The 26,475-nt window shown below is 72.1% G+C and carries 22 protein-coding genes; 9 read left to right on the plus strand and 13 right to left on the minus strand.

Features of this window, described 5'->3' with window-relative positions; translation table 11 throughout:
• Nucleotides 1-106 precede the first annotated feature (106 nt).
• The 3 genes from ACZ4UB_RS19195 to bldG form a co-directional block, all read right to left on the minus strand.
• On the minus strand, nucleotides 107-2,509 hold the full coding sequence (locus ACZ4UB_RS19195; protein ID WP_468071553.1) for a sodium-translocating pyrophosphatase: 2,403 nt from the start codon (nucleotides 2,507-2,509) through the stop codon (nucleotides 107-109).
• Between the two features lie 299 nt (nucleotides 2,510-2,808).
• Nucleotides 2,809-3,276, minus strand: a complete 468-nt coding sequence (locus ACZ4UB_RS19200) for an ATP-binding protein (protein WP_468071555.1) — start codon at nucleotides 3,274-3,276, stop codon at nucleotides 2,809-2,811.
• Between the two features lie 85 nt (nucleotides 3,277-3,361).
• The gene (gene bldG / locus ACZ4UB_RS19205) at nucleotides 3,362-3,703 is read right to left on the minus strand and encodes an anti-sigma factor antagonist BldG (RefSeq protein WP_008743037.1); all 342 of its coding nucleotides are present in this window, start codon (nucleotides 3,701-3,703) and stop codon (nucleotides 3,362-3,364) included.
• An 81-nt stretch (nucleotides 3,704-3,784) separates the two neighbouring features.
• Here bldG and ACZ4UB_RS19210 point away from each other — a divergent pair, with 81 nt between their 5' ends.
• Entirely contained in the window at nucleotides 3,785-6,241 is a 2,457-nt protein-coding gene (locus tag ACZ4UB_RS19210) for a DEAD/DEAH box helicase (RefSeq protein ID WP_468071557.1), read from the plus strand.
• On the opposite strand, the gene ACZ4UB_RS19215 is transcribed toward ACZ4UB_RS19210, so the two are convergent.
• The 7 genes from ACZ4UB_RS19215 to ssd form a co-directional block, all read right to left on the minus strand.
• Nucleotides 6,204-6,587 carry an Rv3654c family TadE-like protein gene (locus tag ACZ4UB_RS19215; protein ID WP_468071559.1) on the minus strand — a complete coding sequence of 128 codons (384 nt, stop codon included), beginning with the start codon at nucleotides 6,585-6,587 and terminating at the stop codon, nucleotides 6,204-6,206. The genes ACZ4UB_RS19210 and ACZ4UB_RS19215 overlap by 38 nt on opposite strands.
• Complete coding sequence (locus tag ACZ4UB_RS19220; RefSeq protein WP_468071658.1) at nucleotides 6,584-6,892, minus strand: TadE family type IV pilus minor pilin; 309 nt, start codon at nucleotides 6,890-6,892, stop codon at nucleotides 6,584-6,586. Before ACZ4UB_RS19220 ends, ACZ4UB_RS19215 begins: the two co-directional genes overlap by 4 nt.
• Nucleotides 6,893-7,073: 181 nt before the next feature.
• The gene (locus tag ACZ4UB_RS19225; RefSeq protein WP_385779099.1) at nucleotides 7,074-7,262 is read right to left on the minus strand and encodes a DUF4244 domain-containing protein; all 189 of its coding nucleotides are present in this window, start codon (nucleotides 7,260-7,262) and stop codon (nucleotides 7,074-7,076) included.
• A gap of 45 nt (nucleotides 7,263-7,307) precedes the next feature.
• The gene (locus ACZ4UB_RS19230; RefSeq protein WP_468071660.1) at nucleotides 7,308-8,039 is read right to left on the minus strand and encodes a type II secretion system F family protein; all 732 of its coding nucleotides are present in this window, start codon (nucleotides 8,037-8,039) and stop codon (nucleotides 7,308-7,310) included.
• Between the two features lie 104 nt (nucleotides 8,040-8,143).
• Nucleotides 8,144-9,031 (minus strand): type II secretion system F family protein, encoded by an 888-nt coding sequence (locus tag ACZ4UB_RS19235; RefSeq protein ID WP_468071561.1) that lies wholly within the window; start codon nucleotides 9,029-9,031, stop codon nucleotides 8,144-8,146.
• On the minus strand, nucleotides 9,028-10,176 hold the full coding sequence (locus ACZ4UB_RS19240; RefSeq protein ID WP_468071563.1) for a TadA family conjugal transfer-associated ATPase: 1,149 nt from the start codon (nucleotides 10,174-10,176) through the stop codon (nucleotides 9,028-9,030). The genes ACZ4UB_RS19235 and ACZ4UB_RS19240 overlap by 4 nt, the downstream gene beginning before the upstream one ends.
• Nucleotides 10,173-11,381, minus strand: coding sequence for a septum site-determining protein Ssd (ssd, locus tag ACZ4UB_RS19245; RefSeq protein WP_468071662.1), 1,209 nt, complete (start codon nucleotides 11,379-11,381; stop codon nucleotides 10,173-10,175). Before ssd ends, ACZ4UB_RS19240 begins: the two co-directional genes overlap by 4 nt.
• Nucleotides 11,382-12,081: 700 nt before the next feature.
• Between ssd and ACZ4UB_RS19250 the strand changes: the two genes are divergently transcribed.
• Complete coding sequence (locus ACZ4UB_RS19250) at nucleotides 12,082-12,960, plus strand: HAD family hydrolase (RefSeq protein WP_354380695.1); 879 nt, start codon at nucleotides 12,082-12,084, stop codon at nucleotides 12,958-12,960.
• A gap of 481 nt (nucleotides 12,961-13,441) precedes the next feature.
• Here the strand turns inward: ACZ4UB_RS19250 and ACZ4UB_RS19255 are convergent, their stop codons facing one another.
• Nucleotides 13,442-14,308 (minus strand): Fic family protein, encoded by an 867-nt coding sequence (locus tag ACZ4UB_RS19255; protein ID WP_468071565.1) that lies wholly within the window; start codon nucleotides 14,306-14,308, stop codon nucleotides 13,442-13,444.
• Nucleotides 14,309-14,417: 109 nt separating this feature from the next.
• On the opposite strand from ACZ4UB_RS19255, the gene ACZ4UB_RS19260 reads away from it, so the two are divergent.
• Complete coding sequence (locus ACZ4UB_RS19260; RefSeq protein ID WP_468071567.1) at nucleotides 14,418-15,470, plus strand: ATP-binding protein; 1,053 nt, start codon at nucleotides 14,418-14,420, stop codon at nucleotides 15,468-15,470.
• Here ACZ4UB_RS19260 and ACZ4UB_RS19265 read toward each other — a convergent pair.
• Nucleotides 15,436-16,746 carry a polysaccharide deacetylase family protein gene (locus ACZ4UB_RS19265; protein ID WP_468071569.1) on the minus strand — a complete coding sequence of 437 codons (1,311 nt, stop codon included), beginning with the start codon at nucleotides 16,744-16,746 and terminating at the stop codon, nucleotides 15,436-15,438. The two genes, ACZ4UB_RS19260 and ACZ4UB_RS19265, sit on opposite strands and share 35 nt — an antisense overlap.
• Nucleotides 16,747-17,051: 305 nt before the next feature.
• Between ACZ4UB_RS19265 and ACZ4UB_RS19270 the strand changes: the two genes are divergently transcribed.
• The 6 genes from ACZ4UB_RS19270 to ACZ4UB_RS19295 all read left to right on the plus strand — a co-directional run bounded on the left by ACZ4UB_RS19270 (nucleotide 17,052) and on the right by ACZ4UB_RS19295 (nucleotide 25,183).
• Nucleotides 17,052-19,484 carry a SulP family inorganic anion transporter gene (locus tag ACZ4UB_RS19270; protein WP_468071571.1) on the plus strand — a complete coding sequence of 811 codons (2,433 nt, stop codon included), beginning with the start codon at nucleotides 17,052-17,054 and terminating at the stop codon, nucleotides 19,482-19,484.
• 172 nt (nucleotides 19,485-19,656) lie between these two features.
• On the plus strand, nucleotides 19,657-21,654 hold the full coding sequence (acs, locus tag ACZ4UB_RS19275) for an acetate--CoA ligase (protein WP_468071573.1): 1,998 nt from the start codon (nucleotides 19,657-19,659) through the stop codon (nucleotides 21,652-21,654).
• 182 nt (nucleotides 21,655-21,836) lie between these two features.
• Nucleotides 21,837-23,333 (plus strand): Na+/H+ antiporter NhaA, encoded by a 1,497-nt coding sequence (gene nhaA / locus ACZ4UB_RS19280; RefSeq protein ID WP_468071575.1) that lies wholly within the window; start codon nucleotides 21,837-21,839, stop codon nucleotides 23,331-23,333.
• Nucleotides 23,334-23,384: 51 nt separating this feature from the next.
• Entirely contained in the window at nucleotides 23,385-23,843 is a 459-nt protein-coding gene (locus ACZ4UB_RS19285; RefSeq protein WP_354380702.1) for a phage holin family protein, read from the plus strand.
• On the plus strand, nucleotides 23,840-24,811 hold the full coding sequence (locus ACZ4UB_RS19290) for an alpha/beta fold hydrolase (protein WP_354380703.1): 972 nt from the start codon (nucleotides 23,840-23,842) through the stop codon (nucleotides 24,809-24,811). Before ACZ4UB_RS19285 ends, ACZ4UB_RS19290 begins: the two co-directional genes overlap by 4 nt.
• Before the next feature lie 192 nt (nucleotides 24,812-25,003).
• Nucleotides 25,004-25,183, plus strand: a complete 180-nt coding sequence (locus ACZ4UB_RS19295; RefSeq protein ID WP_468071577.1) for a hypothetical protein — start codon at nucleotides 25,004-25,006, stop codon at nucleotides 25,181-25,183.
• A gap of 77 nt (nucleotides 25,184-25,260) precedes the next feature.
• Here the strand turns inward: ACZ4UB_RS19295 and ACZ4UB_RS19300 are convergent, their stop codons facing one another.
• Nucleotides 25,261-26,463 carry a MarP family serine protease gene (locus tag ACZ4UB_RS19300; RefSeq protein ID WP_354380705.1) on the minus strand — a complete coding sequence of 401 codons (1,203 nt, stop codon included), beginning with the start codon at nucleotides 26,461-26,463 and terminating at the stop codon, nucleotides 25,261-25,263.
• Between the last annotated feature and the right edge of the window lie 12 nt (nucleotides 26,464-26,475).

Here is a 26,475-nt window from a genome sequence, read left to right on the forward strand (position 1 = left end):
TGCATCCGGATAAGCGGAAAGACGGACAGACGGCGCGTCAGTACGCGCCGCCCGTCCGCCATTCGGTCCCGCGTCACGGCCCCCGCGAGGGCCCTTCGGCGTACCGTCAGTTCACCACCGCGGGGTCGGCCGGCTTGGCCACCCGCTCGGCGACGTCGCTGCCGGTGTCGTCGCCGACCGCGATGCCGCGCCGCTTGGACACGTACACCGCGCCGATGATCACGATGATCGCCAGGACGGCGACCACCGCGCGGACGGTCGCGCTGGCGTCCGCGCCGTAGCTGAACTGCACGACGGCGGGGGCGATCAGCAGCGCGACCAGGTTCATCACCTTGAGCAGCGGGTTGATCGCGGGACCGGCGGTGTCCTTGAACGGGTCGCCGACGGTGTCGCCGATGACGGTCGCGGCGTGCGCGTCACTGCCCTTGCCGCCGTAGTGGCCGTCCTCGACGAGCTTCTTCGCGTTGTCCCACGCGCCACCGGAGTTGGCGAGGAAGACCGCCATCAGCGTGCCCGTGGCGATCGCGCCGGCCAGGTACGAGCCGAGCGCCCCGACGCCGAGGCTGAAGCCGACCGCGATGGGGGCCATCACGGCGAGCAGTCCGGGCGTGGCGAGCTCGCGCAGCGCGTCCTTGGTGCAGATGTCCACGACGCGCCCGTACTCGGGCTTCTCCGTGTAGTCCATGATCCCGGGGTGCTCGCGGAACTGGCGGCGCACCTCGTAGACCACGGCGCCGGCCGAGCGGGACACGGCGTTGATGGCCAGGCCCGAGAAGAGGAACACGACGGCCGCGCCGAGGATCAGCCCGACGAGGTTGTTGGGCTGCGAGATGTCCAGGCTCAGGCCCATGTCCCCGGCCTTGGCACCGACGTCCTTGACGGCCGTGGCGATCGCGTCGCGGTACGAGCCGAAGAGCGCGGCGGCGGCCAGTACGGCCGTGGCGATGGCGATGCCCTTGGTGATCGCCTTCGTGGTGTTGCCCACCGCGTCCAGGTCGGTCAGGACCTGGGCGCCCGCGCCCTCGACGTCGCCGGACATCTCCGCGATGCCCTGGGCGTTGTCGGAGACCGGGCCGAAGGTGTCCATGGCGACGATGACGCCGACGGTGGTCAGCAGGCCGGTGCCGGCCAGGGCCACCGCGAAGAGCGCCAGCATGATCGAGGTGCCGCCGAGCAGGAAGGCGCCGTAGACACCGAGGCCGATGAGCAGCGCGGTGTAGACGGCGGATTCCAGGCCGATGGAGATGCCGGCGAGGACGACGGTGGCCGCGCCGGTGAGCGAGGACTTGCCGATGTCCTGGACCGGACGGCGGTTGGTCTCGGTGAAGTAGCCCGTGAGCTGCTGGATCAGGGCCGCGAGCACGATGCCGATGGCCACGGAGACGAGCGCGAAGACGCGCGGGTCGCCGGAGTGGCCGGTGATGCCCGCGTCCTCGACGCCGACCAGGTCCTTGAAGCTGGAGGGCAGGTAGACGAGGACCGCGACGGCGACGAGCACCAGCGAGATGACCGCCGAGATGAAGAATCCGCGGTTGATGGCGCTCATGCCGCTGCGGTCGGTGCGACGCGGGGAGACCGCGAAGATGCCGATCATGGCGGTGACCACGCCGATCGCCGGGACGATCAGCGGGAAGGCCAGGCCCAGGTCGCCGAAGGCGGCCTTGCCCAGGATGAGCGCCGCGACGAGCGTGACGGCGTAGGACTCGAAGAGGTCGGCGGCCATTCCGGCGCAGTCTCCGACGTTGTCGCCCACGTTGTCGGCGATGGTCGCGGCATTGCGCGGATCGTCCTCCGGAATGCCCTGTTCGACCTTGCCGACCAGGTCGGCGCCGACGTCGGCGGCCTTGGTGAAGATGCCGCCGCCGACACGCATGAACATCGCGATGAGCGCGGCGCCGAGCCCGAAGCCCTCCAGGACCTTGGGGGCGTCGGCGGCGTAGACGAGCACGACGCAGGAGGCGCCGAGCAGGCCGAGGCCCACGGTGAACATGCCCACCACGCCGCCGGTGCGGAAGGCGATCCGCATGGCCTTGTGGGAGACCTCGGTGAGGTCCTTGGCGGCCTCGCCCTCGGCGGGGGTGGCCTCGCGGGCGGCCGCGGCGACGCGGACGTTGGCGCGGACGGCCAGGCGCATGCCGATGTAGCCGGTGGCGGCCGAGAAGAGCGCGCCGACGAGGAAGAAGGCGGAACGTCCGGCCCGCTGGGTCCAGTTCTCCGCGGGGAGCATGAAGAGCAGGAAGAACACGACGACGGCGAAGATGCCGAGGGTGCGCAACTGCCGCCCCAGGTAGGCGTTGGCGCCTTCCTGGACGGCCGCCGCGATCTCCTTCATCCGGTCGGTTCCCTCGTCGGCGGCGAGGACCTGGCGGACCAGGATCTGCGCGACCACGAGTGCCGCGAGTGCCACCGCGGCGATGACGATCACGATAAGCCGATTGTCATCGGTAAGCACCGCCGCTGCCAGCGGAGCGGTGCCTTCTTGCGCGAGAGGGGTGAAGAGCCCCGTCATTCGTCCTCCTTGACGTGATGAGCCCAAGATGTGGACGGATTGTAGGGAGCGCGACCTGATCAAAACAGTGGGCGGGAAACGGAATTGGCCTGCACTTGCTCCTCACCAATAGATCGCGTCACGCCAATACCCTCGAAAGTGGTAATGGGGCAAACCCATTGACCGGTCGCGCGTCGTTCCCGGATCGCCGCTATTCGATCTAGAAAAACAAAAAAGGCCCTGCTCAGCAGGGCCTTGAAAAAATATCGGAAGATGGGATTAAAGATCTATGGGAGGTCTATGCGAGAAACACGGGCGGACTAGGGGAGTTCGGAAGCTCCGGACGTCGGCCAGCTCATCCTGATGACACCGCCCGATTCCCCACTGGTCACTTCGACGTCGTCGACGAGCCCGCTGATCACCGCGAGGCTCATCTCGTCCTCGGTATCGCTGACATCGACCTCGTCCACCGCCGCGGCGGAGTCCGGGCCGGCGTCCGCGTCGGCCGAAGAGGGCGTGGCGGAGCCACCGGGCGGCCCGGGCACCTCGTCACCGACCTCGATGGAGAAGACCTTCTCCTCTTCGGTCAGCACGACGCGCACGGGAGCGGTCAGCCCGTTGCCGCGGTGCAGCCCGACGGCGCGCGAACAGGCCTCGCCCACGGCGAGTCTGACCTCGTCGAGGACGGCCTCTTCCACGCCGGCCCGGCGCGCCACGGCGGCCGCGACCAGACGGGCGGTCCGGACGTGTTCGGGTTGAGCGCTGAAGCGGAGTTCAACGGTGGCCATGCGCGTCCCCCTCGGACTACGGGCGTGCCTTGCAGGGGCCCGGGCCGTATGGCCCGGAACCCCCCGCTCCTACTGGCGGGATCCGTCAGTCGGTGGCGTTGACGGCGTCTTCCACCGTGGTGTGGATCGGGAACACCTTGGTGAGACCGGTGATGCGGAAAATCTTGAGGATGCGCTCCTGGTTGCACACCAGGCGCAGCGAGCCCTCGTGCGCGCGAACGCGCTTGAGGCCTCCCACGAGCACACCGAGGCCGGTGGAGTCGAGGAAGTCCACTCGCTCCATGTCGACAACCAAGTGGTAGCTGCCGTCGTTCACCAACTCGACCAACTGCTCGCGCAGCTTGGGCGCGGTATACACATCAATCTCGCCACCGACCTCGACGACTGTGCGGTCGCCAACTGTGCGAGTCGACAGGGACAGGTCCACGGATCCTCCAGCACCTTGCTATCGAGCGGCGCCCCCCAGGGGCCTCCTCACCCGAAGGTAGAGGAGGGATTGGCTGCCGCGATGGCATTCAATCACTTACCGGCAGGCGCGCACGACGCCTTGGGACCATTGTCCCGCACACCGGTGACACACTCACTTCGGATGTCCCATACTCCCCGTCCCGGTCGGCCCACGGCTGCCACGGACTCACGACCCGGCCCCGACACGGTCCTGGACCGCCTGTCACGGGGGCCTTCCCGAGCTGCGCGCATCACCCATACGGAGCACTTGCCCCCTCGGGAGGGCCGTCATGCGGTCTGGCCCGATCGCATCCGAACTGACGTCGTAGCCGCGATCCAGGCGGCGGGCATCGAACACCCGTGGGAACACCAGGCCGCCGCGGCCGAGCTCGCCCTCGACGGCGAATCCGTGATCGTCGCCACCGGTACCGCCTCCGGCAAGTCCCTGGCCTACCTCGCCCCGGTGCTCAGCGCCCTCGCCGACGGCGCCGAGGCGCCCAACGGTCGGGGCGCCACCGCCCTGTACCTCGCCCCCACCAAGGCCCTGGCGGCCGACCAGCGGCGCGCCGTGCGGGAGCTGGCCCGGCCCCTGGGAAACGCGGTCCGGCCCGCCGTCTACGACGGGGACACCCCCGTCGAGGAGCGCGAATGGGTCCGCCAGTACGCCAACCTGGTGCTCACCAATCCCGACATGCTGCACCGTGGGATACTCCCGGCCCACCCGCGCTGGTCCTCCTTCCTGCGGGCCCTGCGCTACGTGGTCATCGACGAGTGCCACACCTACCGCGGGGTCTTCGGCTCCCACGTCGCCCAGGTGCTGCGCCGCCTGCGACGGCTGTGCGCCCGTTACGGCTCCGATCCGGTCTTCCTCCTCGCCTCGGCCACCGCCACCGATCCGGCCGCCTCGGCGAGCCGCCTGACGGGCGTGAGCGTGACCGAGATCACGGACGACGCCTCTCCGCGCGGCGAGGTCGTCTTCGCCCTGTGGGAGCCGCCGCTCACCGAGCTGCGGGGCGAGAAGGGCGCCCCGGTGCGCCGCACGGCCACCGCGGAGACCGCCGACCTGCTGACCGACCTGGTCGTCCAGGGGGTCCGTACGGTCGCCTTCGTGCGCTCCCGGCGCGGAGCCGAGCTGATCGCCCTGATCGCCCAGGAGCGGCTCGCCTCCGTCGACCGCTCGCTACCGCCCCGGGTGGCCGCCTACCGGGGCGGCTACCTGCCCGAGGAGCGCCGGGCCCTGGAGCGGGCCCTGCACTCCGGCGAGCTGCTCGGACTCGCCGCCACGACCGCCCTGGAGCTGGGCGTGGACGTCTCCGGCCTGGACGCCGTCCTGATCACCGGCTACCCGGGCACCCGGGCCTCCCTGTGGCAGCAGGCGGGTCGGGCCGGGCGCTCCGGCCACGGCGCCCTGGCGATCCTGGTCGCCCGGGACGACCCGCTGGACACCTACCTCGTCCACCACCCCGAGGCCCTGTTCCAGCAGCCGGTGGAGGCCACCGTCCTGGACCCCGACAACCCGTACGTCCTCGCCCCCCACCTGTGCGCGGCGGCGGCCGAGCTGCCCCTGACCGAGCCCGACCTGGCCCTCTTCGGCCCGGCCGCCCGCGACCTGCTGCCCCAGCTCGAAGCGGCGAAGCTGCTGCGCCGCCGGGCCACGGCCTGGCACTGGACCCGCCGGGAGCGCGCCTCGGACCTGACCGACATCCGGGGCGGCGGCGGGCGCCCGGTGCAGATCGTCGAGGCGGCCACCGGCCGGCTGCTCGGCACCGTGGACGAGGCGGCCGCCCACACCGCCGTCCACGAGGGCGCCGTCCACCTCCACCAGGGCCGCACCTACCTGGTGAAACACCTGGACCTGGAGGACTCGGTCGCCCTCGTCGAGGAGGCCTCCCCGCCCTTCTCCACCACCGCCCGCGACATCACCTCCCTCTCCGTCCTGGACACCGAGACCTCGATCCCCTGGGGCCCGGCCACGCTCTGCTTCGGGTCGGTCGAGGTCACCAACCAGGTGGTCTCCTACCTACGGCGCAAACTGATCACCGGCGAGGTGCTCGGCGAGGCCAAGCTCGACCTGCCCCCGCGCACCCTGCGCACCCGGGCCGTGTGGTGGACGGTCACCGAGGACCAGCTCGACGAGGCCCGGATCAATCCGGAGATCCTCGGCGGCGCCCTGCACGCCGCCGAGCACGCCTCCATCGGGCTGCTCCCGCTCTTCGCCACCTGCGACCGCTGGGACATCGGCGGCGTCTCCGTGCCGCTCCACCCGGACACCCTCCTTCCGACGGTCTTCGTCTACGACGGCCACCCCGGCGGTGCCGGGTTCGCGGAGCGGGCCTTCCACACGGCCCGCGCCTGGCTGACCGCGACCCGCGACGCGATCGCCGCCTGCGAGTGCGAGGCCGGCTGCCCGTCCTGCATCCAGTCCCCCAAGTGCGGCAACGGCAACGACCCCCTCCACAAGCGCGGCGCCATCCGTCTCCTCACCCACCTCCTCTCAGCGGCCCCGCCGCCGCCCTAGCCAGGCCCGCCCCGGTGTCCGGCCCGGGGCCCGCGCGCGAGGTGGACCGCGGGGCGTAGGGGCCCGTCGGGGCGAGGGCCGTCACCTCCGCGACCTCGCCCGAGACCGTGCAGGCGGCCATCCGGGCCCCCTGGGCCACCGCCACCCGCAGCGCCGCGGCGCACGCGGCCGCGGGGCCGTGGGTCCAGCTGGCGGCCGCGGCCAGGGCCGCCAGGTCGGCGGCGGCCGCGGCCCGGTGCCGGGCCACCACCGCCTGGCCCAGCAGCAGCACGCCCCCGAAGACCGCCACGAGCGCCGTGGCCACCACGGCCGCCCACACCGTGGCCGAACCCCGCTCCCGGCTCACGGCGGCGCCCCCACGCTGTCCTCGGCCAGCGCCACCGCCTGGGCCCCCAGCCGCACCGACAGGGCCCGCGGACCCGGCGCGGGCGCACTCACCCTGACCCGCCACAGGTCACCCGCCCGCTCCAGCTCCACCCGCGCCCCCGCCGGGGCGGCCTCCCGCGCCGCGGCGAGCGCCACCTCGACCGGTTCGGTACGGGCCGCCACGCGCGCCCCGGCCCGCGCCGCGTCCACGCACCGGATCTGCGCGGCCGCCGCCATCAGCGCCCACACCAACAGCGCCGCGAAGAGGACCAGGGCCGGGATCACCAAGGACGCCTCCGCCGTCACATATCCCCGGTCACCCCATTCGCCCGACCGCCCAGCCTCCCCGGACGCACCGTCAGAAAAGCCGACCCGAAACGGATCAGAAGATCTGTCAGAAACCCCGCCGGAAGGGCCGCCAGGAGGTCCTCCGGGAGTGCCTCCGGAAGAGCCTCCGGAACGGTGATCAGAAAGGCGCATCGAGTGCCTTCCCGATGGTCGACTGGAGCGCCGCCGCGACGACGTCACTCGTGACCACCTTGTACAGAACGGCGGCGAACGCACACGCCGCGATCGTGCCCATGGCGTATTCCGAAGTCGACATTCCAGCGTCCCCGCAGCGGCCCCGCAGAGCCGACCGAACACGCACCCACATGATCCTCACGACAACCTCCTGTGAATTTTCGTAACTGATGTGATTTCAGTTGCCCGAGAGGAGACCGGAAGCCATTCCGATCACCACCGGAGCCACCCCTACGGCGAGAAAGGCGGGGAGGAAACACAGCCCGACCGGAGCGGTGATGAGCACCGAGACCCGCTGCGCCCTGGCCCCCGACCGCCGGGCCCGGTCCTCCCGGACCCGCGCCGCCAGCCGGGACACCTGCTCCGCCGCCGGCGCCCCGGTCCGCGCGGCCCGGTCCAGGTACTCGGCGAGCTCCCGGGCGTCCGGCAGCCGGGCCAACCTCCCCCACGTCCCGCCCGGTTCACCGCCGAGCCGCAGCTCCGCCCCGGCCAGGGCCAACCGCTCGCCCACCGGCCCGCCCAACGACTCCCCGACCACCTCGGCGGCCTCCACCGGCCCGGCGCCGGCCGCCAGGCACGCGGCCAGCAGATCCGCGGCAAGGGGCAGCTGACGCGCCGCCTCCCTCAGCTCCTCCCCCTCCCCGGGCGACGCCCGCGCCCGCGCCCGCAGCTGCCACCTGCGCACTCCGAAGGCCGCCGCGCACCCGACCGCCCCACCCGCCGCCCCGCCGACCAGGACCCAGCCGGCCAGCAGCGCGCCGAGCGGCCCCGCCCACACCCCCGCGACGCCCCGGACCCGGGTCCCGAACCGGGGCCCGCGGCTCACCCGCTCCACCCCGAGGAGCACCGCGAGCCTGCGCCGGGCCGCCCGCCCCCGGACGCGCGCGCCCAGCACCGCCCCCAGGCACATCACCGCTCCCGCGAGCGCGAGCGCCGTCCCCAGCCTGTGGACGGAGAGCGGGGAGTGGACGGAGAGGTGGGAGTGGACGGAGAGCTGGGCCGCGACGCCGCCCATCACCGCTCCCCCGCCCGCATCAGCCGCCGGCACCACAGCAGCCCCAGCGCCTCCAGGACCCCGCCCACCGCCAGACACCCCAGGCCCAGCGGCGTGTGGAGCAGCACCCGCAGGGGATCGGCGCCCATCGCGGTCCCCATCAGCAGACCGACCAACGGCAACAGCGCGAGCACGACGGCTGTGGACCGCGCCCCGGCCAGCTGGGCCCGCAGCGACTCCTCCTGGTCCCGCTCCGCCCGCAACGCCCCCTCCAGCCGCTCCAGCCCGGCCGCCAGCCCCGCTCCGCCGTCCAACGACACCCGCCAGCAGGCGGCCATCCCGGCGAGCCCTTCCGCGCCCGGCTCCCGGGCCGCCGACCGCAGCGCACCGGCCACGTCCCCGCCGAAGGCCGCCGCGGCCAACAACCCCGCCTCCGCCGCGCCCGGACCTCCCGGCCCGGCCACCGTGCGGCGCATCGCCGCCGTCAGCGCCTGCCCCGGCTGCGCCCCGGAGCGCAGCTCCGCCACGACCGCCCCGCACAGCGCCACCACCTCCGCGGCCCGCGCCTCCCGCGCCCGGGCCCGCCGGCGCACCCTCAGGAGCCCGCGCACCAACGGCACCGCCACCGCGCCCAGGACGAGCGGGATCACCGATCGGCCCAGCACCGCGAGGACCACCCCGACCAGCAGCGCGCCCCACTCCGGTCGGCGGGCCGCCCGTACCCGCGCCGCGGCGAGCACCCGCTCCCACGGCACCGGCCCACCGGGTACCACCGGCCCCGCCCCGGCCAGCAACAGCCGGGCCCGCCGGGGCCCCCGGTCGCCCCCGGCCAACGACCAGGCCGCCGCTCCGCCGCACAGTGCCGCGGCGAACACCGGAGCCGACACCAACGACGTCCCCGCGCTCACCGGACCCCTCCCAGCAGCGGGCGCAGCCGCTCCCAGCCCGCCTCCCGGACGAAGCCGCGCGGTCCCCAACGCAGCGCCGGTACCGTCACCACCAGTCCGGCGGGGTCCCGCTCCAGCACGTGCACCTCGGCCACCCGCCGCCGCCCGCCACGGTCCCGGACGAGATGGATCACCAAGGACAGCGCCGACGCCAACTGGCTGTGCAAGGCCGCCCGGTCCAGCCCGGCGGCGCTCCCGAGCGCCTCCATCCGGGCCGGGACGTGCCCGGCGGCATTCGCGTGGACCGTCCCGCAGCCGCCCTCGTGCCCGGTGTTCAACGCGGCGAGCAGATCCGCCACTTCGGGCCCGCGCACCTCGCCCACGACCAATCGGTCCGGGCGCATCCGCAACGCCTGGCGGACCAGGTCCGCCAAGGTGACCAGGCCGGCGCCCTCCTGGTTGGCCGGTCTGGCCTCCAACCGCACCACGTGGGGATGGTCCGGGCGCAGCTCTGCCGAATCCTCGGCCAGGACGATCCGCTCGCCCGGCCCGACCAACCCCAGCAGCCCGGAGAGCAGGGTGGTCTTCCCGGTCCCGGTGCCCCCGGAGACCAGGAACGAGAGCCGGGCCTCGACCATGGCCCGGAGCAGCCGCTGCCCACCCGGCGGCAGCGTCCCCGCGGCCACCAGCTCGTCCAGGGTGAAGGCCCGCGGCCGCACCACGCGCAGCGACAGACAGGCCGACCCCACCGAGACCGGCGGCAGCACCGCATGCAGCCGCGTCCCGTCCGGCAGCCGCGCGTCCACCCAGGGCCGCGCATCGTCGAGCCGGCGTCCCGCGACGGCGGCCAGCCGCTGCGCGAGCCTGCGCACCGCCTCGGCGTCCGTGAAGGTCACGGAGGTCAACTCCAGCCCTCCGCCCCGATCCACCCACACCCGGTCGGGCGCGGCCACCAGGACGTCCGTCACTCCGGGATCGGCCAGCAGCGCCTCCAGCGGCCCCGCGCCGACCAACTCGCACCGCAACTCCTCGGCGGCCCCCAGCACTTCCGCGTCCCCCAACAGGCGCCCCTGGGCCCGCAGCGCCGCCGCCACCCGGGCCGGGGTCGGCTCCGCACCGCTCTCCGCGAGCCGCTGGCGCACCGCGTCCAGCAACCCCGCGCTCATCCCGTCACCCCCTGACCGCCGGAGGCGGACACCCGCTCCCAGAAGCCGTCGCAGAACCGCGCCAGCGCACCCCGGGAGCGCGCCCCGGGCGTCTCCCCCTCGGCCACCCGCCCCGGCAGCCCCACCTCCAGCGGCACCTCACCGGCCAGCGGCACCCGCAGCAGCTCGGCCACCGCCTCGGCGTCCAGCCCGCCCGGGAGCCGCCCCCGGACCACCACCCGCACGTCCCGGGCCACCATCCGCACCCCGGCCGCCACCCGCCCGGCGGCGGCCACCGCCCGCAGCTCGCCCGGCACCACGAGCAGCACCAGGTCCAGCTGGGCCAGCACCTCGGCCACCCCCTCGTCCACGCGGCGCGGCAGGTCGACCACCACCACCCCGCCCCGACGGCGCGCGGCGGCCACCACGGACCGCATCGCGGCGGGCGGCACCACCACCCGGTCTCCCCGGTCCCAGCTGAGCACCCGCAACGCGTGCAGTTCCGGCAGCGATTCGGCCAGCGCGTCAGCGCCGACCCGACCGCGCGAGCCGGCGAAGTCCGGCCAGCGCAGCCCTTCCGCGCCCTCACCCCCGAGCAGCACGTCCATCCCGCCGCCCAGCGGGTCGCCATCGATCAGGAGGGTCCGCTCCCCGGAGGCGGCGGCCCGCACCGCCAGGGCGCAGGCGAGCGTGGACGCCCCGGCGCCACCGCTCCCGCCGATCACCCCGACCGTGAGGGCGGGCCGTCCGGCGCCCTCCACCACATCGGCGATGCGGTCGACGAGCCGGCCCTCCGCGTCCGGCAGCCACAGGACCTCCTCGGCCCCGATCTCCACCGCCCGCTGCCACACCAGGGGATCGTCCAGATCCCGACCGACGAGGAACACCCCGTCCCTGCGGGGCGCCCCGCGCACCCGCCGGGCGGCGTCGTCTCCCACCAGGACGAGCGGCGCGGCCTCCCAACCGACCCCCGCGGCGCCGCCGGGACTCGCTCCACGCTCCGCCCGACCGCCCGCGCCACCACGATCGCCCCCGCCGGATCCGACGCTCCCACCGGATCCGACGCCTCCGATGGCTCCGACGGCTTCATCGGCTCCACCAAGCCCCGGGGCCCACGCGGTTCCGCTTTGCTCGGGCACCGAGTGCGCCACATGCGGCTCGGCCCCCGCGGCGGCGCACAGCCGCAGCAGGTCGTCGAGCAGCAGCGGGTCCTCCGTGATGATCAGTGGTCGGCCGCCGCCAGCGAGGGCCCCGGACCGCGGAGCGTCTGCCCGCCACCCCGGCCGACCACCGGCGGAAGCCGACGGGGCCCGCCCCGGCCGTGCCCTCGCACCGATCCCGGAGCCGCCCCGCTGCCCCCGGCACCTCGCCCCGGCGACCGGGTCCACCACCGGCGCCGCCGACGCACCGGACGAGGAACCGGACGAAGTGCCGACCGACGTACCCGCCGTCGATCCGGCGAACGATCCAGCCATGATCTCCACCCATTTCTCACCGCAAATCCCGGGTCGTGGACTTCACGCCCGGAATCACCGTGCAGCGATGAGGGGAAATCAAGTGGATCTTGCTCGAAAACTGTGGACAGGAACTCGCCTGTGAATAACTCCGACACCCACACGAGTGAGTTCAGAGCGGCGCGGAACGACTACGCACCGTCACACGTCTGGGGAGATGTGGGCCTTCGCCACGCAGGCCCACCGAGCGAAGGGGGCCAGAGGAATGATCACTTGGGGCCGAAGGCAGGGACGCGAACCGCGTCCGGACATGCGACGACCCCCGCCGGGGGGGAGAGCGGGGGTCGTCCCCACGGTCCGACTCGGGGGGGGAGGAGCCAGACCGGGTTAGCACGGTCGCGAACGATCCGTGACTTCCATGGTGTACCCGAGAGCCTTCTTAGGCAAACCCACGCGCCACACCTTACGCCGAATGGTGGGCGCATATGCTCGGGGCGTGGAAAATCAGCCCTTGCCGCACTCCTTGCCTCGCACCGCCGCCTTCTTCGACCTGGACAAGACCGTCATTGCGAAGTCGAGCGCTCTGACGTTCGGCAAGTCCTTCTACCAAGGCGGCCTGATCAACAGGCGAGCGGTGCTGCGCACCGCGTACACCCAGTTCATCTTCCTGGCCGGCGGCGCCGACCACGATCAGATGGAGCGGATGCGGGAGTACCTCTCAGCGCTCTGCAAGGGGTGGAACGTGCAGCAGGTCCGGGAGATCGTCGCCGAAGCCCTGCACGACCTCATCGACCCGATCATCTACGACGAGGCCGCCTCGCTCATCGAGGCCCATCACACCGCGGGCCGCGACGTGGTGATCGTGTCCACCTCCGGCGCGGAGGTGGTCGAGCCGATCGGCGCGATGCTCGGCGCCGACCGGGTGGTCGCCACGCGCATGGTGGTCGGCGAGGACGGCTGCTTCACCGGCGAGATCGAGTACTACGCCTACGGCCCCACCAAGGCGGAAGCGGTACGGGAGTTGGCCGAGTCCGAAGGCTACGACCTCGCGCGCTGCTACGCCTACAGCGACTCGGTGACGGACATCCCGATGCTGGAGGCGGTGGGCCACCCGCACGTGGTCAATCCCGATCGGACGTTGCGGCGCGAGGCGATCGCCCGGGAGTGGCCGGTCCTGGTCTTCAACCGCCCGGTCCGACTCAAGCAGCGACTGCCCGGGCTCTCCATGCCCGCCCGGCCCGCGCTGATCGCCGCCGCGGCCGTCGGCGCCGCCGCGGCCACGGCGGGCCTGGTCTGGTACGCCAGCCGCCGCCGGGCGAACGCCCTCGCCGCGGTGACCGGTTCGGCCTGACCCAGCCCGAAACCGACCCCACCCCGCACCCGCCGACGAAGGCCCTGACCAGCACGGACACGGCCTGTCCGATTCACACCGCTACGCCCAGGAAAGTAAAGAAGTGAGGCTAGGGGTTCCACTTACCTCGGAAGCGGGGTACAAATGAGTCAACGGCCCGCGAGACCAAAGAACATCCGAGAGGATCATCTTTAACCGCAGTAAGGCCCACGGACCGAGCAGAACGCATGAACGCCGAGCACCCACGCGACGTCGACCCGTCGATTACGGGCCAGCCGCACCAGGTGACGGGCAGAGTTCCCGACCTGATGGGCATACTTCGAGGACGCTTGGTAACTGGGCGTAAATGCCAGCGGCGACACCAAAGCAAGACGGTGTCGCCGCATCCCTTTGTCGGCCTCTCGGGCCGCGCGCGCCTCTTGGACCGCGCGCCTCTCCGGCCGCGCGCCTCTCGGACCGCGCGCCCCCGGACCGCGCGCCCTCAGGCCGCCCCGCGCTGAAGCGCCTCGCACACCGCCGTCGACTCGCGGACACCCAGCTCGACCGCCCGCCCGCAGTGCGCGATCCAGGCGGCCATCCCCTCCGCGGTCCCGGACACGTAGCCCTCGAAGGCCGCCAGGTAGGCCGCCGACCCCTGCTCGGCGTGGCCGACCTCCGCGGGGCAGATCGCCTTCGGGTCGAGGCCGCTGTTGATGAGCACGATCCGCTCGGCCGCCCGCGCGACCAGGCCGTTGTACGAACCGAACGGCCGCAGGGCCAGCAGCTCGCCGTGCACCACCGCGGCCGTGACCAGGGCCGGCGCCGAACTCCCGCCGATGATCAGGCCGGACAGCCCTTCGAGCCGCCCCGCGACCTCCTGCGCGTCCGGCAGCGCGAGCGTCACCAGCGGCTCGTCCACCGGCTCACCGGCCAACCTCGGCCGCCCCACGGTGTCCCCGGCGTGCGGATCGACACCGGAACCCCGCTCCGACCCCGCCGACCCCGCCTTGACCTGCCCCACCGCCACCAGGTGCAGCCGCGCGAGCACCCGCATCGGCGACTGGCGCCAGATGCTCAGCAGCTGCCCGGCCTCGGCGGTGAGCCGCAGCGCCGCTCCCACGGTCCGCGCCTGTTCCTCCGAACCGAAGTCGCTGCGCCGCCGGACCTCCTCCAGCGCCCAGTCCGCTCCGGACAGCGCGGCGCTACCGCGGGCTGCGCGCAGTGCGGCCTCCGAGGTGATCTCCCCGGCCCGTCGGCGCATCACCCGGTGCCCGTAGACCCGGTCCACGGCCTTGCGTACGGAGTCCACCGCGTCCGGGACGCCGGGGAGCGACGTCAGGGCGGCCAGCGGGTCAGAAGCGCTACTCATAAGTAGGGAGCCTACGCACTGCTCACCCATAGCACCGACCCCTCCTTGGAGTGGTCTTCTTCACTCACACCGACCACCACGTGCGATCAACCGACTACGCTTGGTGAACATGAAGATCGCTTTCGTGGGAAAGGGTGGCAGCGGCAAGAGCACGCTGTCCTCCCTCTTCATCCGCCACCTCGCAGCCAATGAGGCCCCCGTCGTCGCGGTGGACGCCGACATCAACCAGCATCTGGGCGCCGCGCTCGGCCTCACCGAGGACGAGGCCGCCGCGATGCCCGCCATGGGCGCGCACCTGCCGCTGATCAAGGAGTACCTGCGCGGCTCCAACCCCCGCATCACCTCCGCCGAGGCGATGATCAAGACCACCCCGCCCGGCACCGGCTCGCGTCTGCTGCGCGTCGCCGAGGACAACCCCGTCTACGACGCGTGCGCCCGTACGGTCACGCTCGACGGCCACGAGGAGGGCGACGTCGAGTACGTCCGACTCATGGCGACCGGGCCGTTCACCGAGTCCGATCTGGGCGTGGCCTGCTACCACTCGAAGGTCGGCGCGGTCGAACTCTGCCTGAACCACCTCGTGGACGGGCCCGACGAGTACGTCGTCGTCGACATGACGGCCGGTTCGGACTCCTTCGCCTCCGGCATGTTCACCCGCTTCGACATGACCTTCCTGGTCGCCGAGCCGACCCTCAAGGGCGTCTCCGTCTACCGCCAGTACAAGGAGTACGCGCGGAACTTCGGGATCACGCTCAAGGTGGTCGGGAACAAGGTGCAGGGCCAGGACGACGTGGACTTCCTGCGCGCCGAGGTGGGGGACGACCTGCTCGTCACCGTCGGGCACTCCGACTGGGTGCGGTCGATGGAGAAGGGCCGTCCGGCCCCCTTCGACCTGCTGGAGGCGAGCAACCGGGTGGCCCTGCAAGTGCTGCAGGACGCGGCCGACGACTCCTACGCGGGACGCGACTGGGCCCGGTACACCGAGCAGATGGTGCACTTCCACCGGAAGAACGCCGAGAGCTGGGGCAACGCGAAGACCGGGATCGACCTGGCGGACCAGATCGACCCCGACTTCGTGCTGCACGAGCGGCTGGGTCAGCAGCGGACCGGGGTGCCCGGCGGGCCGCTCAGCTCTCCTCTGCCGACTCCGCAGCCGGCTTGACGCCCGCGGGCGCCGCGGGAGCGGAGGGCGGGGTGGCCGGCGGGCCCGCCGTCAGGAACTTCGTCCAGCCCTCCTTCGGCGCCTGGCCGACGTCGAGCGTGCGCATCCACTCCAGGGTCTTGGGGTCCTGCGCGTCCAGCCAGTCGGCCAGCTCGCGGAAGGTGACGCAGCGGACGTCCTTCTGCGTGCACATGCCCTTGATGGAGTCCTCCACGGCGCGCATGTAGGTGCCGCCGTTCCAGGACTCGAAGTGGTTGCCGATGATCAGCGGCGCCCGGTTGCCGTCGTGGACGCGGCTGAAGGCCTTCATCAGGCCGTCGCGCATCTGCTCACCCCAGTAGGCGTGCTGCGAGGGGTCGCCCTGGGTGGTCGTACCGGACTGGTTGACCAGGTAGTTGTAGTCCATGCTGAGCGTCTCGAACGCACGGCCCGGCATCGGCACCAGTTGGAGCGGCAGGTCCCACAGGCCGTCCTTCTTCTTCGGCCAGATCTGCTTGCTGATGCCGCTCGAGTCGTAGCGGAAGCCCATGTCCTTGGCCGCCAGCATGAAGTTCTTCTGGCCCTCGAGGCAGGGCGTCCGGGCGCCGATCAGCTCCTTGTCGTAGTCGAAGGGGAGCGCCTTCTCCTGCTTGAGGGCCGGGGTGTTCGTCTTCCAGGACTTGACGAAGGACTTGGCCTGGTTGATCTCGCTCTTCCACTCCTCCACCGACCAGGTGCCGACGCCGCCCTCGGGACCGCAGAAGTGGCCGTTGAAGTGGGTTCCGATCTCATTGCCCTCCAGCCAGGCGCCGCGGACCTGCTCGGCGGTGTCCTTGATGCCCTGGAGATCACCGAAACCGATGTCCGAGCGGCCGGACGAGTGCTGGGGAGCGGTGTAGAGGGAACGCTTCTCCTCGGGGAGCATGTAGACGCCGCTGAGGAAGTACGTCATCCGCGCGTTGTACTGCTTGCCGACCTCGCGGAAGTGCGAGAAGAGCTTCTGACTGTCCTCGCCGGCCCCGTCCCAGGAGAAGACCACGAATTGCGGCGGCTTCTCGCCGGGCTTGAGCTTTTCGGGCTTGGTCACATGCGGCTGCGGGCCCGTGTACGAGGTCGAGCCGTCGCCGATCATCCGGAGCACGCTGCCGGGGGCCTCCGGCGCCGCCGCACCCTTCCTGACCTGCCCACCGGCGGAGCCGGTGGGCTTGACGGGCTCCGAGGCGCCGCACCCGGTCGCCCCCAGGGCCAGTGCCGTGGCGACCAGGCCGCCGGCGATCTTCTTCGTGGCGGCCATCATCCGCCCACCTCATCCCTTGCCCGTTTCGGTGTTCCGCACGTTCCGACCGAAACGTCGCACGCACCCCACCCTGGGATAGGTATGACAAGCCCGACAAAATACTTAATCACCCTTGCGAGTTAATTCGTAGCCCATTCAACCCCTATGTCTGGGCATGGCCTTTACTCTCCATTACCATCCATTTACCGAGTGTTGAGACTCCAGCCGAAACACCGGCGTCGAAACGCCGATGTCGAAACACCGGTGTCGAGACGCCGCCATTGAAACTCCCGCCGCTTCACCCCTGCCCCCAGAGGAGACGGGACATGACCGCCAGCGCCCCCACGCGCCCCGACCAGCACGGCGCCCCGCCCGCGGCGCCACCCGGGATTCCGCCCCGGTTCCGGCCCGGCTTCACCGCCGACCTGTCCGCCTCCGCCGCCGTCTTCCTGATCGCGCTGCCCCTCTCCCTGGGCATCGCCCTCGCCACCGGCGCCCCGCTCCAGGCCGGACTCGTGGCCGCGGTGGCGGGCGGGATCGTCGCCGGACGGTTCGGCGGGGCCCCGCTCCAAGTGAGCGGAGCCGCCACCGGACTCACCGTCGTCACCGCCGAGTTGATCCAGCGCTACGGCTGGCGCACCACCTGCGCCATCACCGTGCTCGCGGGTCTGTGCCAGGTGGGCCTCGCCCTGCTGCGCACCGCCCGCTCGGCCCTCATGGTCAGCCCGGCCGTCGTCCACGGCATGCTCGCGGGCGTCGGCGTGACGATCGCGATCGCCCAGCTCCACATCGTGCTCGGCGGCACCCCGCAGAGCTCCGCCGTGGCCAACGTCCGGGGACTGCCGGCCCAGTTGGCCGACCTCCATCCGGGGGCCCTCGCCGTCAGCGCGCTCACCCTGACCGTGCTGCTCACCTGGCCGCGGCTGCCCGGCAGGGCCGGTCGGGCGCTGCGCAAGGTCCCGGCAGCGCTCATGGCCGTCGCCTCGGCCACCGCCTTCGCGGCACTCGGCGGGCTGAGCCTGCCCCGGGTGGACCTGCCCTCCTGGAGCGGCCACGCCCTGCCGGAGCTGCCCGAGGGGCCCGTCCTCGGCATCCTCGCGGCGGTCCTGACCGTCACCCTGGTCGGCAGTGTGGAGTCGCTGCTCTCCGCGGTGGCCACCGACAAGCTGATCGCCTCCGACCGCGCCACGGGCGACCGCCCCGCGCGCGCCGACCTGAACCGCGAACTGCGCGGCCAGGGCCTGGCGAACATGGTCTCCGGCGCGCTGGGCGGTCTGCCCGTCGCCGGCGGGGCCGCCCGCAGCGTGGCCAACGTCAAGTCCGGCGCGGTCAGCCGGAGGGCGTCGATGCTGCACGGCCTCTGGGTGCTGCTCGCGGCCGCGCTGCTCGTGCCCGTACTGGACCTGATCCCGCTCGCCGCGCTGGCCGCGCTCGTCATGGCCGTGGGCGTACAGATGGCGAGCATCGCGCGGCTGCGCAACGTCACCCGGCACCGCGAGTTCGTCGTCTACCTCACGACCATCACGGCCGTGGTGCTCGGGGGCGTGCTCGAAGGCGTGGCCATCGGCATCGCGGTGGCCGTCGCCATCGCCCTGCACCGGCTGGCGCGCACCCGGATCACCCTGGAGGTGCGGCAGGACGGCTCGGTCCACCGGGTGTGGGCGCGGGGCCAGTTGACCTTCCTCGCCGTGCCCCGGCTCAGCCGGGTGCTGAGCCAGGTCCCGCATCACGGGCACGTCGTGATCGAGCTGGACGGTTCCTTCATCGACCACGCGGCGTACGAGATCCTCCAGGACTGGCAGGACTCCCACCTGGCGCACGGGGGTTCGGTGGAGATCACCGGCCGCTCCGGAGCCCGGATCGGCGAGACCGACCGCGCCCAGCGCGGGGCGCACCACTGCTGCCGCCCCTGGACCCCCTGGCAGAACCACTGCGACCACCGGGCGCAGCCGGAGCCCGCGGCGGCAGCGGACGCCTCCGCCCCCGAGCAGGCGGGGACCGCCCGGACCGCTCCCGAGCCTCGGCGGCGCGGCGCCGGTCAACTGGCCAACGGGATCGGCGCCTTCCAACGCGACACCGCACCGCACGTGCGCGACGAGTTGGCCCGCCTGGCGCGCGAGGGCCAGAGCCCTTCGCAGCTCTTCCTGACCTGCGCGGACTCCCGTCTGGTCACCAGCATGATCACGGCCAGCGGCCCGGGCGACCTCTTCACCGTGCGCAACGTCGGCAATCTGGTCCCGCTGCCGGGCGCCGAGTCCACGGACGACTCCGTCGCGGCCGCCATCGAGTACGCGGTGGACGTGCTCCGGGTGGACAGCATCACCGTGTGCGGGCACTCGGGCTGCGGGGCGATGCAGGCGCTGCTCAACGCGACTCCGGGCGCGCCGATGACCCCGCTGCGCCGCTGGCTGCGGCACGGGCTGCCGAGCCTGGCGCGGATGGGCAGTCGCCACCACCCCTGGGTGCGGATCTCCGGTCGGCTGCCCGCGGACGCGGTGGAGCAGCTCTGCCTGACCAATGTGGTGCAGCAGTTGGAGCACCTGCGGGCGCACGAATCGGTGGCGCGCAGGCTCGCCGAGGGCACCTTGGAGCTGCACGGCATGTACTTCCACGTGGGCGAGGCGCAGGCCTATCTGCTCTCTCCGGGTGAGGACTTCTTCGACTGCCGGGTCTTCGACAGTGTCCTGCCGGACACCAAGGGGGCAAAAACGGCCAAGCGGGATGCTCCCGCGCTGCCCAGGGCGGCCACGCACGCCTGACCCGATACGCTCCCTCCTCGAACGTCCCCGGTGGCCCCTTTCCGCGATCCGTCGCGGGAAGGGGCCATCGGCGCCTGCCCGCCCAGGGGTCGGTGCACCCGGCCCGCCGTGGTATAGGTCTAAACCAATTTGCGGCAAGGTCTTGTCACCTGGGTGTCTGACCTGATGAGCTATGCCCGGGGACACAACGGACACCCTGGGAAAGGGAGATGTCGTGAGCAATGACAGCCTGGCCAACCTGCTCAAGGAGGAGCGGCGGTTCGCACCGCCCGCCGATCTGGCCACCGCCGCCAATGTGGGCGCCGCGGCGTACGAACAGGCCGACGCGGACAGGCTGGGCTTCTGGGCCGAGCAGGCACGTCGTCTGAGCTGGGCCGTGGAGCCCACCGAGACGCTCGACTGGAGCAACCCCCCCTTCGCGAAGTGGTTCGCGGACGGCAAGCTGAACGTCGCCTACAACTGCGTCGACCGCCACGTCGAGGCCGGCAACGGCGACCGGGTCGCGATCCACTTCGAGGGCGAGCCCGGCGACAGCCGCTCGATCACCTACGCCGAGCTCAAGGACGAGGTCTCCCGGGCCGCCAACGCCCTGACCGAGCTGGGCGTGCGCACCGGCGACCGGGTCGCCGTCTACCTGCCGATGATCCCCGAGGCCGTCGTCGCGATGCTCGCGTGCGCCCGGGTCGGCGCGGCCCACTCCGTGGTCTTCGGCGGCTTCTCCGCCGACGCCGTCGCCTCCCGCATCCAGGACGCCGACGCCAAGGTCGTCATCACGGCCGACGGCGGCTACCGCCGCGGCAAGGCCACCGCGCTCAAGCCCGCCATCGACGAAGCCGTGACCAAGTGTCCGCAGGTCGAGCACGTGCTCGTCGTACGGCGCACCGGCCAGGACACCGCCTTCGCCGAGGGCCGGGACGTCTGGTGGCACGAGATCGTCGGTCGCCAGTCCGCCGAGCACACCCCCGAGGCCTTCGACGCGGAGCACCCGCTCTTCATCCTCTACACCTCGGGCACCACGGGGAAGCCGAAGGGCATCCTGCACACCTCGGGCGGCTACCTCACGCAGGCCGCGTACACCCACCACGCCGTCTTCGACCTCAAGCCGGAGACCGACGTCTACTGGTGCACCGCCGACATCGGCTGGGTGACCGGACACTCCTACATCGTCTACGGTCCGCTCGCCAACGGCGCCACCCAGGTGATGTACGAGGGCACCCCGGACACCCCGCACCAGGGGCGCTTCTGGGAGGTCGTGCAGAAGTACGGCGTCACCATCCTCTACACCGCGCCGACGGCCATCCGGACGTTCATGAAGTGGGGCGACGACATCCCCGCGAAGTTCGACCTGTCGAGCCTGCGCGTGCTGGGTTCGGTCGGCGAGCCGATCAACCCCGAGGCGTGGATCTGGTACCGCAAGAACATCGGCGGCGACCGCTGCCCGATCGTCGACACGTGGTGGCAGACCGAGACCGGCGCGATGATGATCTCCCCGCTGCCCGGTGTCACCGAGACCAAGCCCGGCTCGGCCCAGCGCGCACTGCCCGGCATCGGCGCCACCGTCGTGGACGACGAGGGCAACGAGGTCCCCAACGGCGGTGGCGGCTACCTGGTCCTCACCGAGCCGTGGCCCTCGATGCTGCGCACCATCTGGGGCGACGACCAGCGGTTCATCGACACCTACTGGTCCCGTTTCCAGGGCAAGTACTTCGCCGGCGACGGCGCCAAGAAGGACGACGACGGCGACATCTGGCTGCTCGGCCGGGTCGACGACGTGATGCTGGTCTCCGGCCACAACATCTCGACCACCGAGGTCGAGTCGGCCCTCGTCTCGCACCCCGCGGTCGCCGAGGCGGCCGTGGTCGGCGCGGCGGACGAGACCACCGGTCAGGCCATCGTGGCCTTCGTCATCCTGCGCGGCAGCGCCGCCGAGAGCGACACCCTGGTGGCGGAACTGCGCAACCACGTGGGCGCCACGCTCGGCCCGATCGCCAAGCCGAAGCGCATCCTGCCCGTCCAGGAGCTGCCGAAGACCCGCTCCGGCAAGATCATGCGCCGCCTGCTGCGCGACGTGGCGGAGAACCGGGCGGTCGGTGACGTCACCACGCTCGCGGACTCCTCGGTCATGGACCTGATCCAGACCCAGCTGCCCACCGCGGGCAACGAGGACTGACGCCGGCCCGGTAGGCGACCCGGCGAGAGGGGCGTTCGGCGCACAACGCGCCGGGCGCCCCTTTCGCACTTAAGGTGATGATCGCCGGATACATCCCTTGCGTACCCCCTGTAAAGTATTAAGAGCGTAAATAGTTGATCCACAGGGTGCGCCGGGAAGTCTGGTCGGCAACGTGCTTCGTCATGCCGTCCAACCGACCCGGAGGTCCCCACGTGGCCGCGCCCCAGCCCAGCGACCCGTCCAGCCGCAAGCTCCTCGGCAGGCTCTCCCTGCCCGAGCGGCGGTTCGTGGCCAATGCGCTGCGCGCCGAGACCGTCGGCGGCGTGCTGCTCCTGGTGGCCGCCATCGCCGCCCTGATGTGGGCGAACATCCCCGCCCTCGCCGACAGCTACGACAGCGTCCGCGGCTTCCACATCGGCCCCGCCTCCCTCGGCCTGGACCTCTCGCTCCAGCACTGGGCGGCCGACGGCCTGCTCGCCATCTTCTTCTTCGTGGCCGGCATCGAGCTCAAGCGCGAGCTGGTCGCCGGTGACCTGCGCGACGCCAAGGCGGCCGCGCTGCCGGTGATCGCCGCCGTCTGCGGCATGGCCGTGCCCGCGCTGGTCTACGTACTGGTCACCACCTTCGGCAACGGCTCGACGGACGGCTGGGCGGTCCCCACCGCCACCGACATCGCCTTCGCGCTCGCCGTGCTCGCGGTCATCGGGACCTCGCTGCCCTCCGCCCTGCGCGCCTTCCTGCTGACCCTCGCCGTCGTCGACGACCTGTTCGCCATCCTGATCATCGCGGTGTTCTTCACCAGCGACATCAACTTCCTGGCCCTCGGCGGCGCGTTCGTCGGCCTCGTCCTCTTCTGGTTCCTGCTGCGCAAGAACGTCCGCGGCTGGTACGTCTACGTCCCGCTCGCCCTGGTCATCTGGGGCCTGATGTACAACAGCGGCGTGCACGCCACCATCGCCGGCGTCGCCATGGGCCTGATGCTCCGGTGCAGCGTCAAGGACGGCGAGGAGCACTCCCCCGGCGAGCACATCGAGCACCTGGTCCGGCCCGTGTCCGCCGGTCTCGCCGTGCCGCTCTTCGCCCTCTTCTCGGCGGGCGTCTCGCTCTCCGACGACGCGATCGCGCAGGTCTTCACCCGGCCCGAGACGCTCGGCGTGGTGCTCGGCCTGGTCGTCGGCAAGACCATCGGCATCTTCGGCGGCACCTGGTTGGCCGCCCGCTTCACCAAGGCCGAGCTGAACGACGACCTCGCCTGGCCCGACGTCTTCGCGGTCGCCTCGCTCGCGGGCATCGGATTCACCGTCTCCCTGCTGATCGGCGAACTCGCCTTCACCGGCGACCAGGCCCTCACCGACGAGGTGAAGGCCGCCGTCCTGATCGGCTCGCTGATCGCCGCCATCTGCGCGGGCGTGATGCTCAAGCTCCGCAACCGCAAGTACCGGGCCCTGACCGACGCCGAGGAGCGCGACGAGGACCTCGACGGCATCCCGGACATCTACGAGGAGGACAAGCCCGAGTACCACCTGCGGATGGCGAAGATCTACGAGGACAAGGCCGCCGAACACCGCCGCAGGGCCACGGCGGCCGCGGCCGCCGGCGCCGCCACCGGAGCCGAGGGAGCGCAAGCGGCCACCGCCGGGGCCACCGGGTCCCCCGCCGGAGGCGACCGTCCGGCATGATCTGACTGACGGAGGACAGCCGTCGCCGGCAGACGAATGAGGGAGAGAGCGATGAGCGCAGTGGACCAAGGGGCGCAAGGAGCCGAGCGCACACTCGGTCAGCTGGTCGCCTCGGCCACCGCCGAGATGTCCGCCCTGGTGCACGACGAGATCGCCCTCGCGAAGGCGGAGCTGCGCCAGGACGTCAAGCGCGTGGGCATCGGTGGCACCGCCATCGGTATCGCCGGAGTGCTCGGAATCTTCTCGCTGCCGGTGCTGAGTTTCGCGGCCGCGTACGGGATCCACGCCCTCGGCCTCGGCCTCGCCTGGTCGTTCCTGATCGTCGGCGGAGCGTTCCTGCTGCTCGCGGGCCTGCTCGCGCTGCTCGCCGTGTCGAAGTTCAAGAAGGTCAAGCCGCCGGAGCGCTCCATCGCCTCCGTCAAGCAGACCGCGGCGCTCGTCGGCACCGTCAAGCCGCACCCGCGGCCGGTCAGTGACACCGCGGTGGGTGTGGCACGCTCCTCTTCATGACAGCGCCCACACCGGACCCCAGCAGCACCCCGCCCCCGGCTGCCTCGCCGGTGCGGATCGACGGCCCCTGGACCCACCGGGACGTCGCCGCCAACGGCGCCCGGTTCCACGTCGCCGAGCTGGGCGAGGGGCCGCTGGTCCTGCTGCTGCACGGCTTCCCGCAGTTCTGGTGGACCTGGCGCCACCAGATGGTGGCGCTCGCCGACGCCGGCTACCGCGCGGTGGCGATGGACCTGCGCGGGGTGGGCGGCAGCGACCGCACCCCGCGCGGTTACGATCCCGCCAACCTCGCGCTGGACGTCACCGGCGTCATCCGCTCGCTCGGCGAGCCCGACGCCGCGCTCGTCGGGCACGACCTGGGCGGGTACCTCGCCTGGACCGCCGCCGTCATGCGGCCCAAGCTGGTGCGCCGGCTCGTCGTCTCCTCGATGCCGCACCCGCGCCGCTGGCGCTCGGCGATGCTGTCCGACTTCGGGCAGACCCGCGCCAGTTCGCACATCTGGGGCTTCCAGCGCCCGTTCGTCCCCGAGCGCCAGCTCGTCGCCGACGGGGGCGCGCTGGTCGGCGAGCTGATCCGCGAGTGGTCCGGCCCGCTGCCGCGCGAGGGCGCCGGCGCCGTCGTGGACGACGAGGCGATCGACGCCTACCGGCGCGCGATGTGCATCCCGTCCACCGCGCACTGCTCGATCGAGCCCTACCGCTGGATGATGCGGTCGATGGCCCGGCCGGACGGCCTCCAGTTCAACCGCCGGATGAAGCGGCCGGTGCGCGTGCCCACGCTGCACGTGCACGGCTCGCTCGACCCGGTGATGCGCACGCGCAGCGCCGCCGGCTCCGGGCAGTACGTCGAAGCCCCCTACCGGTGGCGGCTGTTCGACGGGCTCGGACACTTCCCGCACGAGGAAGCGCCGGACCTCTTCTCGACCGAGCTGGTGAACTGGCTGAAGGACCCCGAACCGGACCGCTGACCTCCCGTTCGCCGCCCACCAGCGTTGCCGTGCGGGTCCGTTGACGGACCGCCGGGAGCGGGGCGGCCGGAGGACCGGCAAGGCCCTCCCGCCAGAACAGGTGTCCTACGCACGTTCACTTGCCCGCCGCATAGGCCAATTGGCCGACTCCGAAGCGATTACGGACCTTGGGGCACGGGCAGAGGTCGAAGTATGGGCTGGACGCACGACTACGGTGACTCCGCACGCGAACGACGCTCGGCCGCCGCGCCGGGCACCCACGAGAGGGGCGGTCGACAAGGCCTCGGCCGCGACCCCCGACTCGGAATTCCGCTGATCCTGCGCCGCCGGGCCCGCTGGGTCTCGGCCCGCCTGCGCCATCAACGCACGTAGGCGGGACGGGACGGCACCTCGCGGCGCGCGGCTCGCTCGAACGGGGCTCGCTCAAGCGGGACGCGCGGCGCGGGGGCTCACAGGGCGCAGCCCTGGCTGTCGACCCGGCGCTGGGCCGTCCTCCCGTTCCTGATGTCGTCGCGGACCTCGTCCGCCGTCAGGGCGTACCCGGTGTTCGCGTCGTCGAGGGACTTCGCGAAGACGACCCCGTACACCTTGCCGTCGGGCGTCAGGAGCGGGCCGCCGGAGTTGCCCTGGCGGACCGTCGCGTAGAGCGAGTAGACGTCGCGGCGGACGGTGCCGCGGTGGTAGATGTCCGGGCCGTTCGCGTTGATCCGACCGCGGACGCGGGCCGGGCGGACGTCGTACGCGCCGTTCTCCGGGAAGCCGGCGACGATCGCGTCGAACCCGCTCGCCGCGTCCTTCTCGGCGAATTCGAGCGGCGGCGCCTTCAGCTTGGGCACGTCCAGGACGGCGATGTCGCGCTCCCAGTCGTAGAGCACGACCTTGCCGTCGTACAGCCTGCCCTCGCCGCCGATCTGCACGGTCGGCTCGCCGACGCCCCCGACGACGTGCGCGTTCGTCATGACCTTGCCGGGCGCGAAGACGAAGCCCGAGCCCTCCAGCACCTTGCTGCAACTGGGCGCGGTACCGACGACCTTGACGATCGAGCGCTTGGCGCGCTCGACGACGGGGCTACTGGCCAGCGCGGGGTCCGGCGGCTTGACCGCGGTGATCGGTTCGTTCGAGAACGGGCTGAAGACCTGTGGGAAACCGTTCTGCGCGAGCACGGAACTGAAGTCCGAGAACCAGGTGTTGGCCTGGTCGGGCAGGACCCGCGAGACGCCGAGGAGCACCTTGGAGTTACGGACCTCCTTGCCCAGCGTGGGCAGCGAGGTCCCCGCCAGCGCGGAGCCGATCAGCCACGCCACGAGCAGCATCGCCATGACGTTCACCAGGGCGCCGCCGGTCGCGTCGACCACGCGGGCCGGTGACCAGGTGATGTAGCGGCGCAGCCGGTTGCCCAGGTGCGTGGTGAAGGCCTGGCCGATCGAGGCGCAGACGATGACGATGACCACCGCGACGACGGCCATGGTGGTGGACACCTTGGCCTTGTCGTCCGTCACCTGGTCCCAGACGAGCGGGAGCAGGGACACGGCGATGAGACCACCGCCGAGGAAGCCGGTCACCGACAGGATGCCGACGACGAAGCCCTGGCGGTAGCCCACGATCGCGAACCACACGGCGGCGACCAGCAACAGGATGTCCAGCACGTTCACGTGGGCCACCGT

This window comes from Streptomyces sp. NPDC028419 (assembly GCF_055565515.1).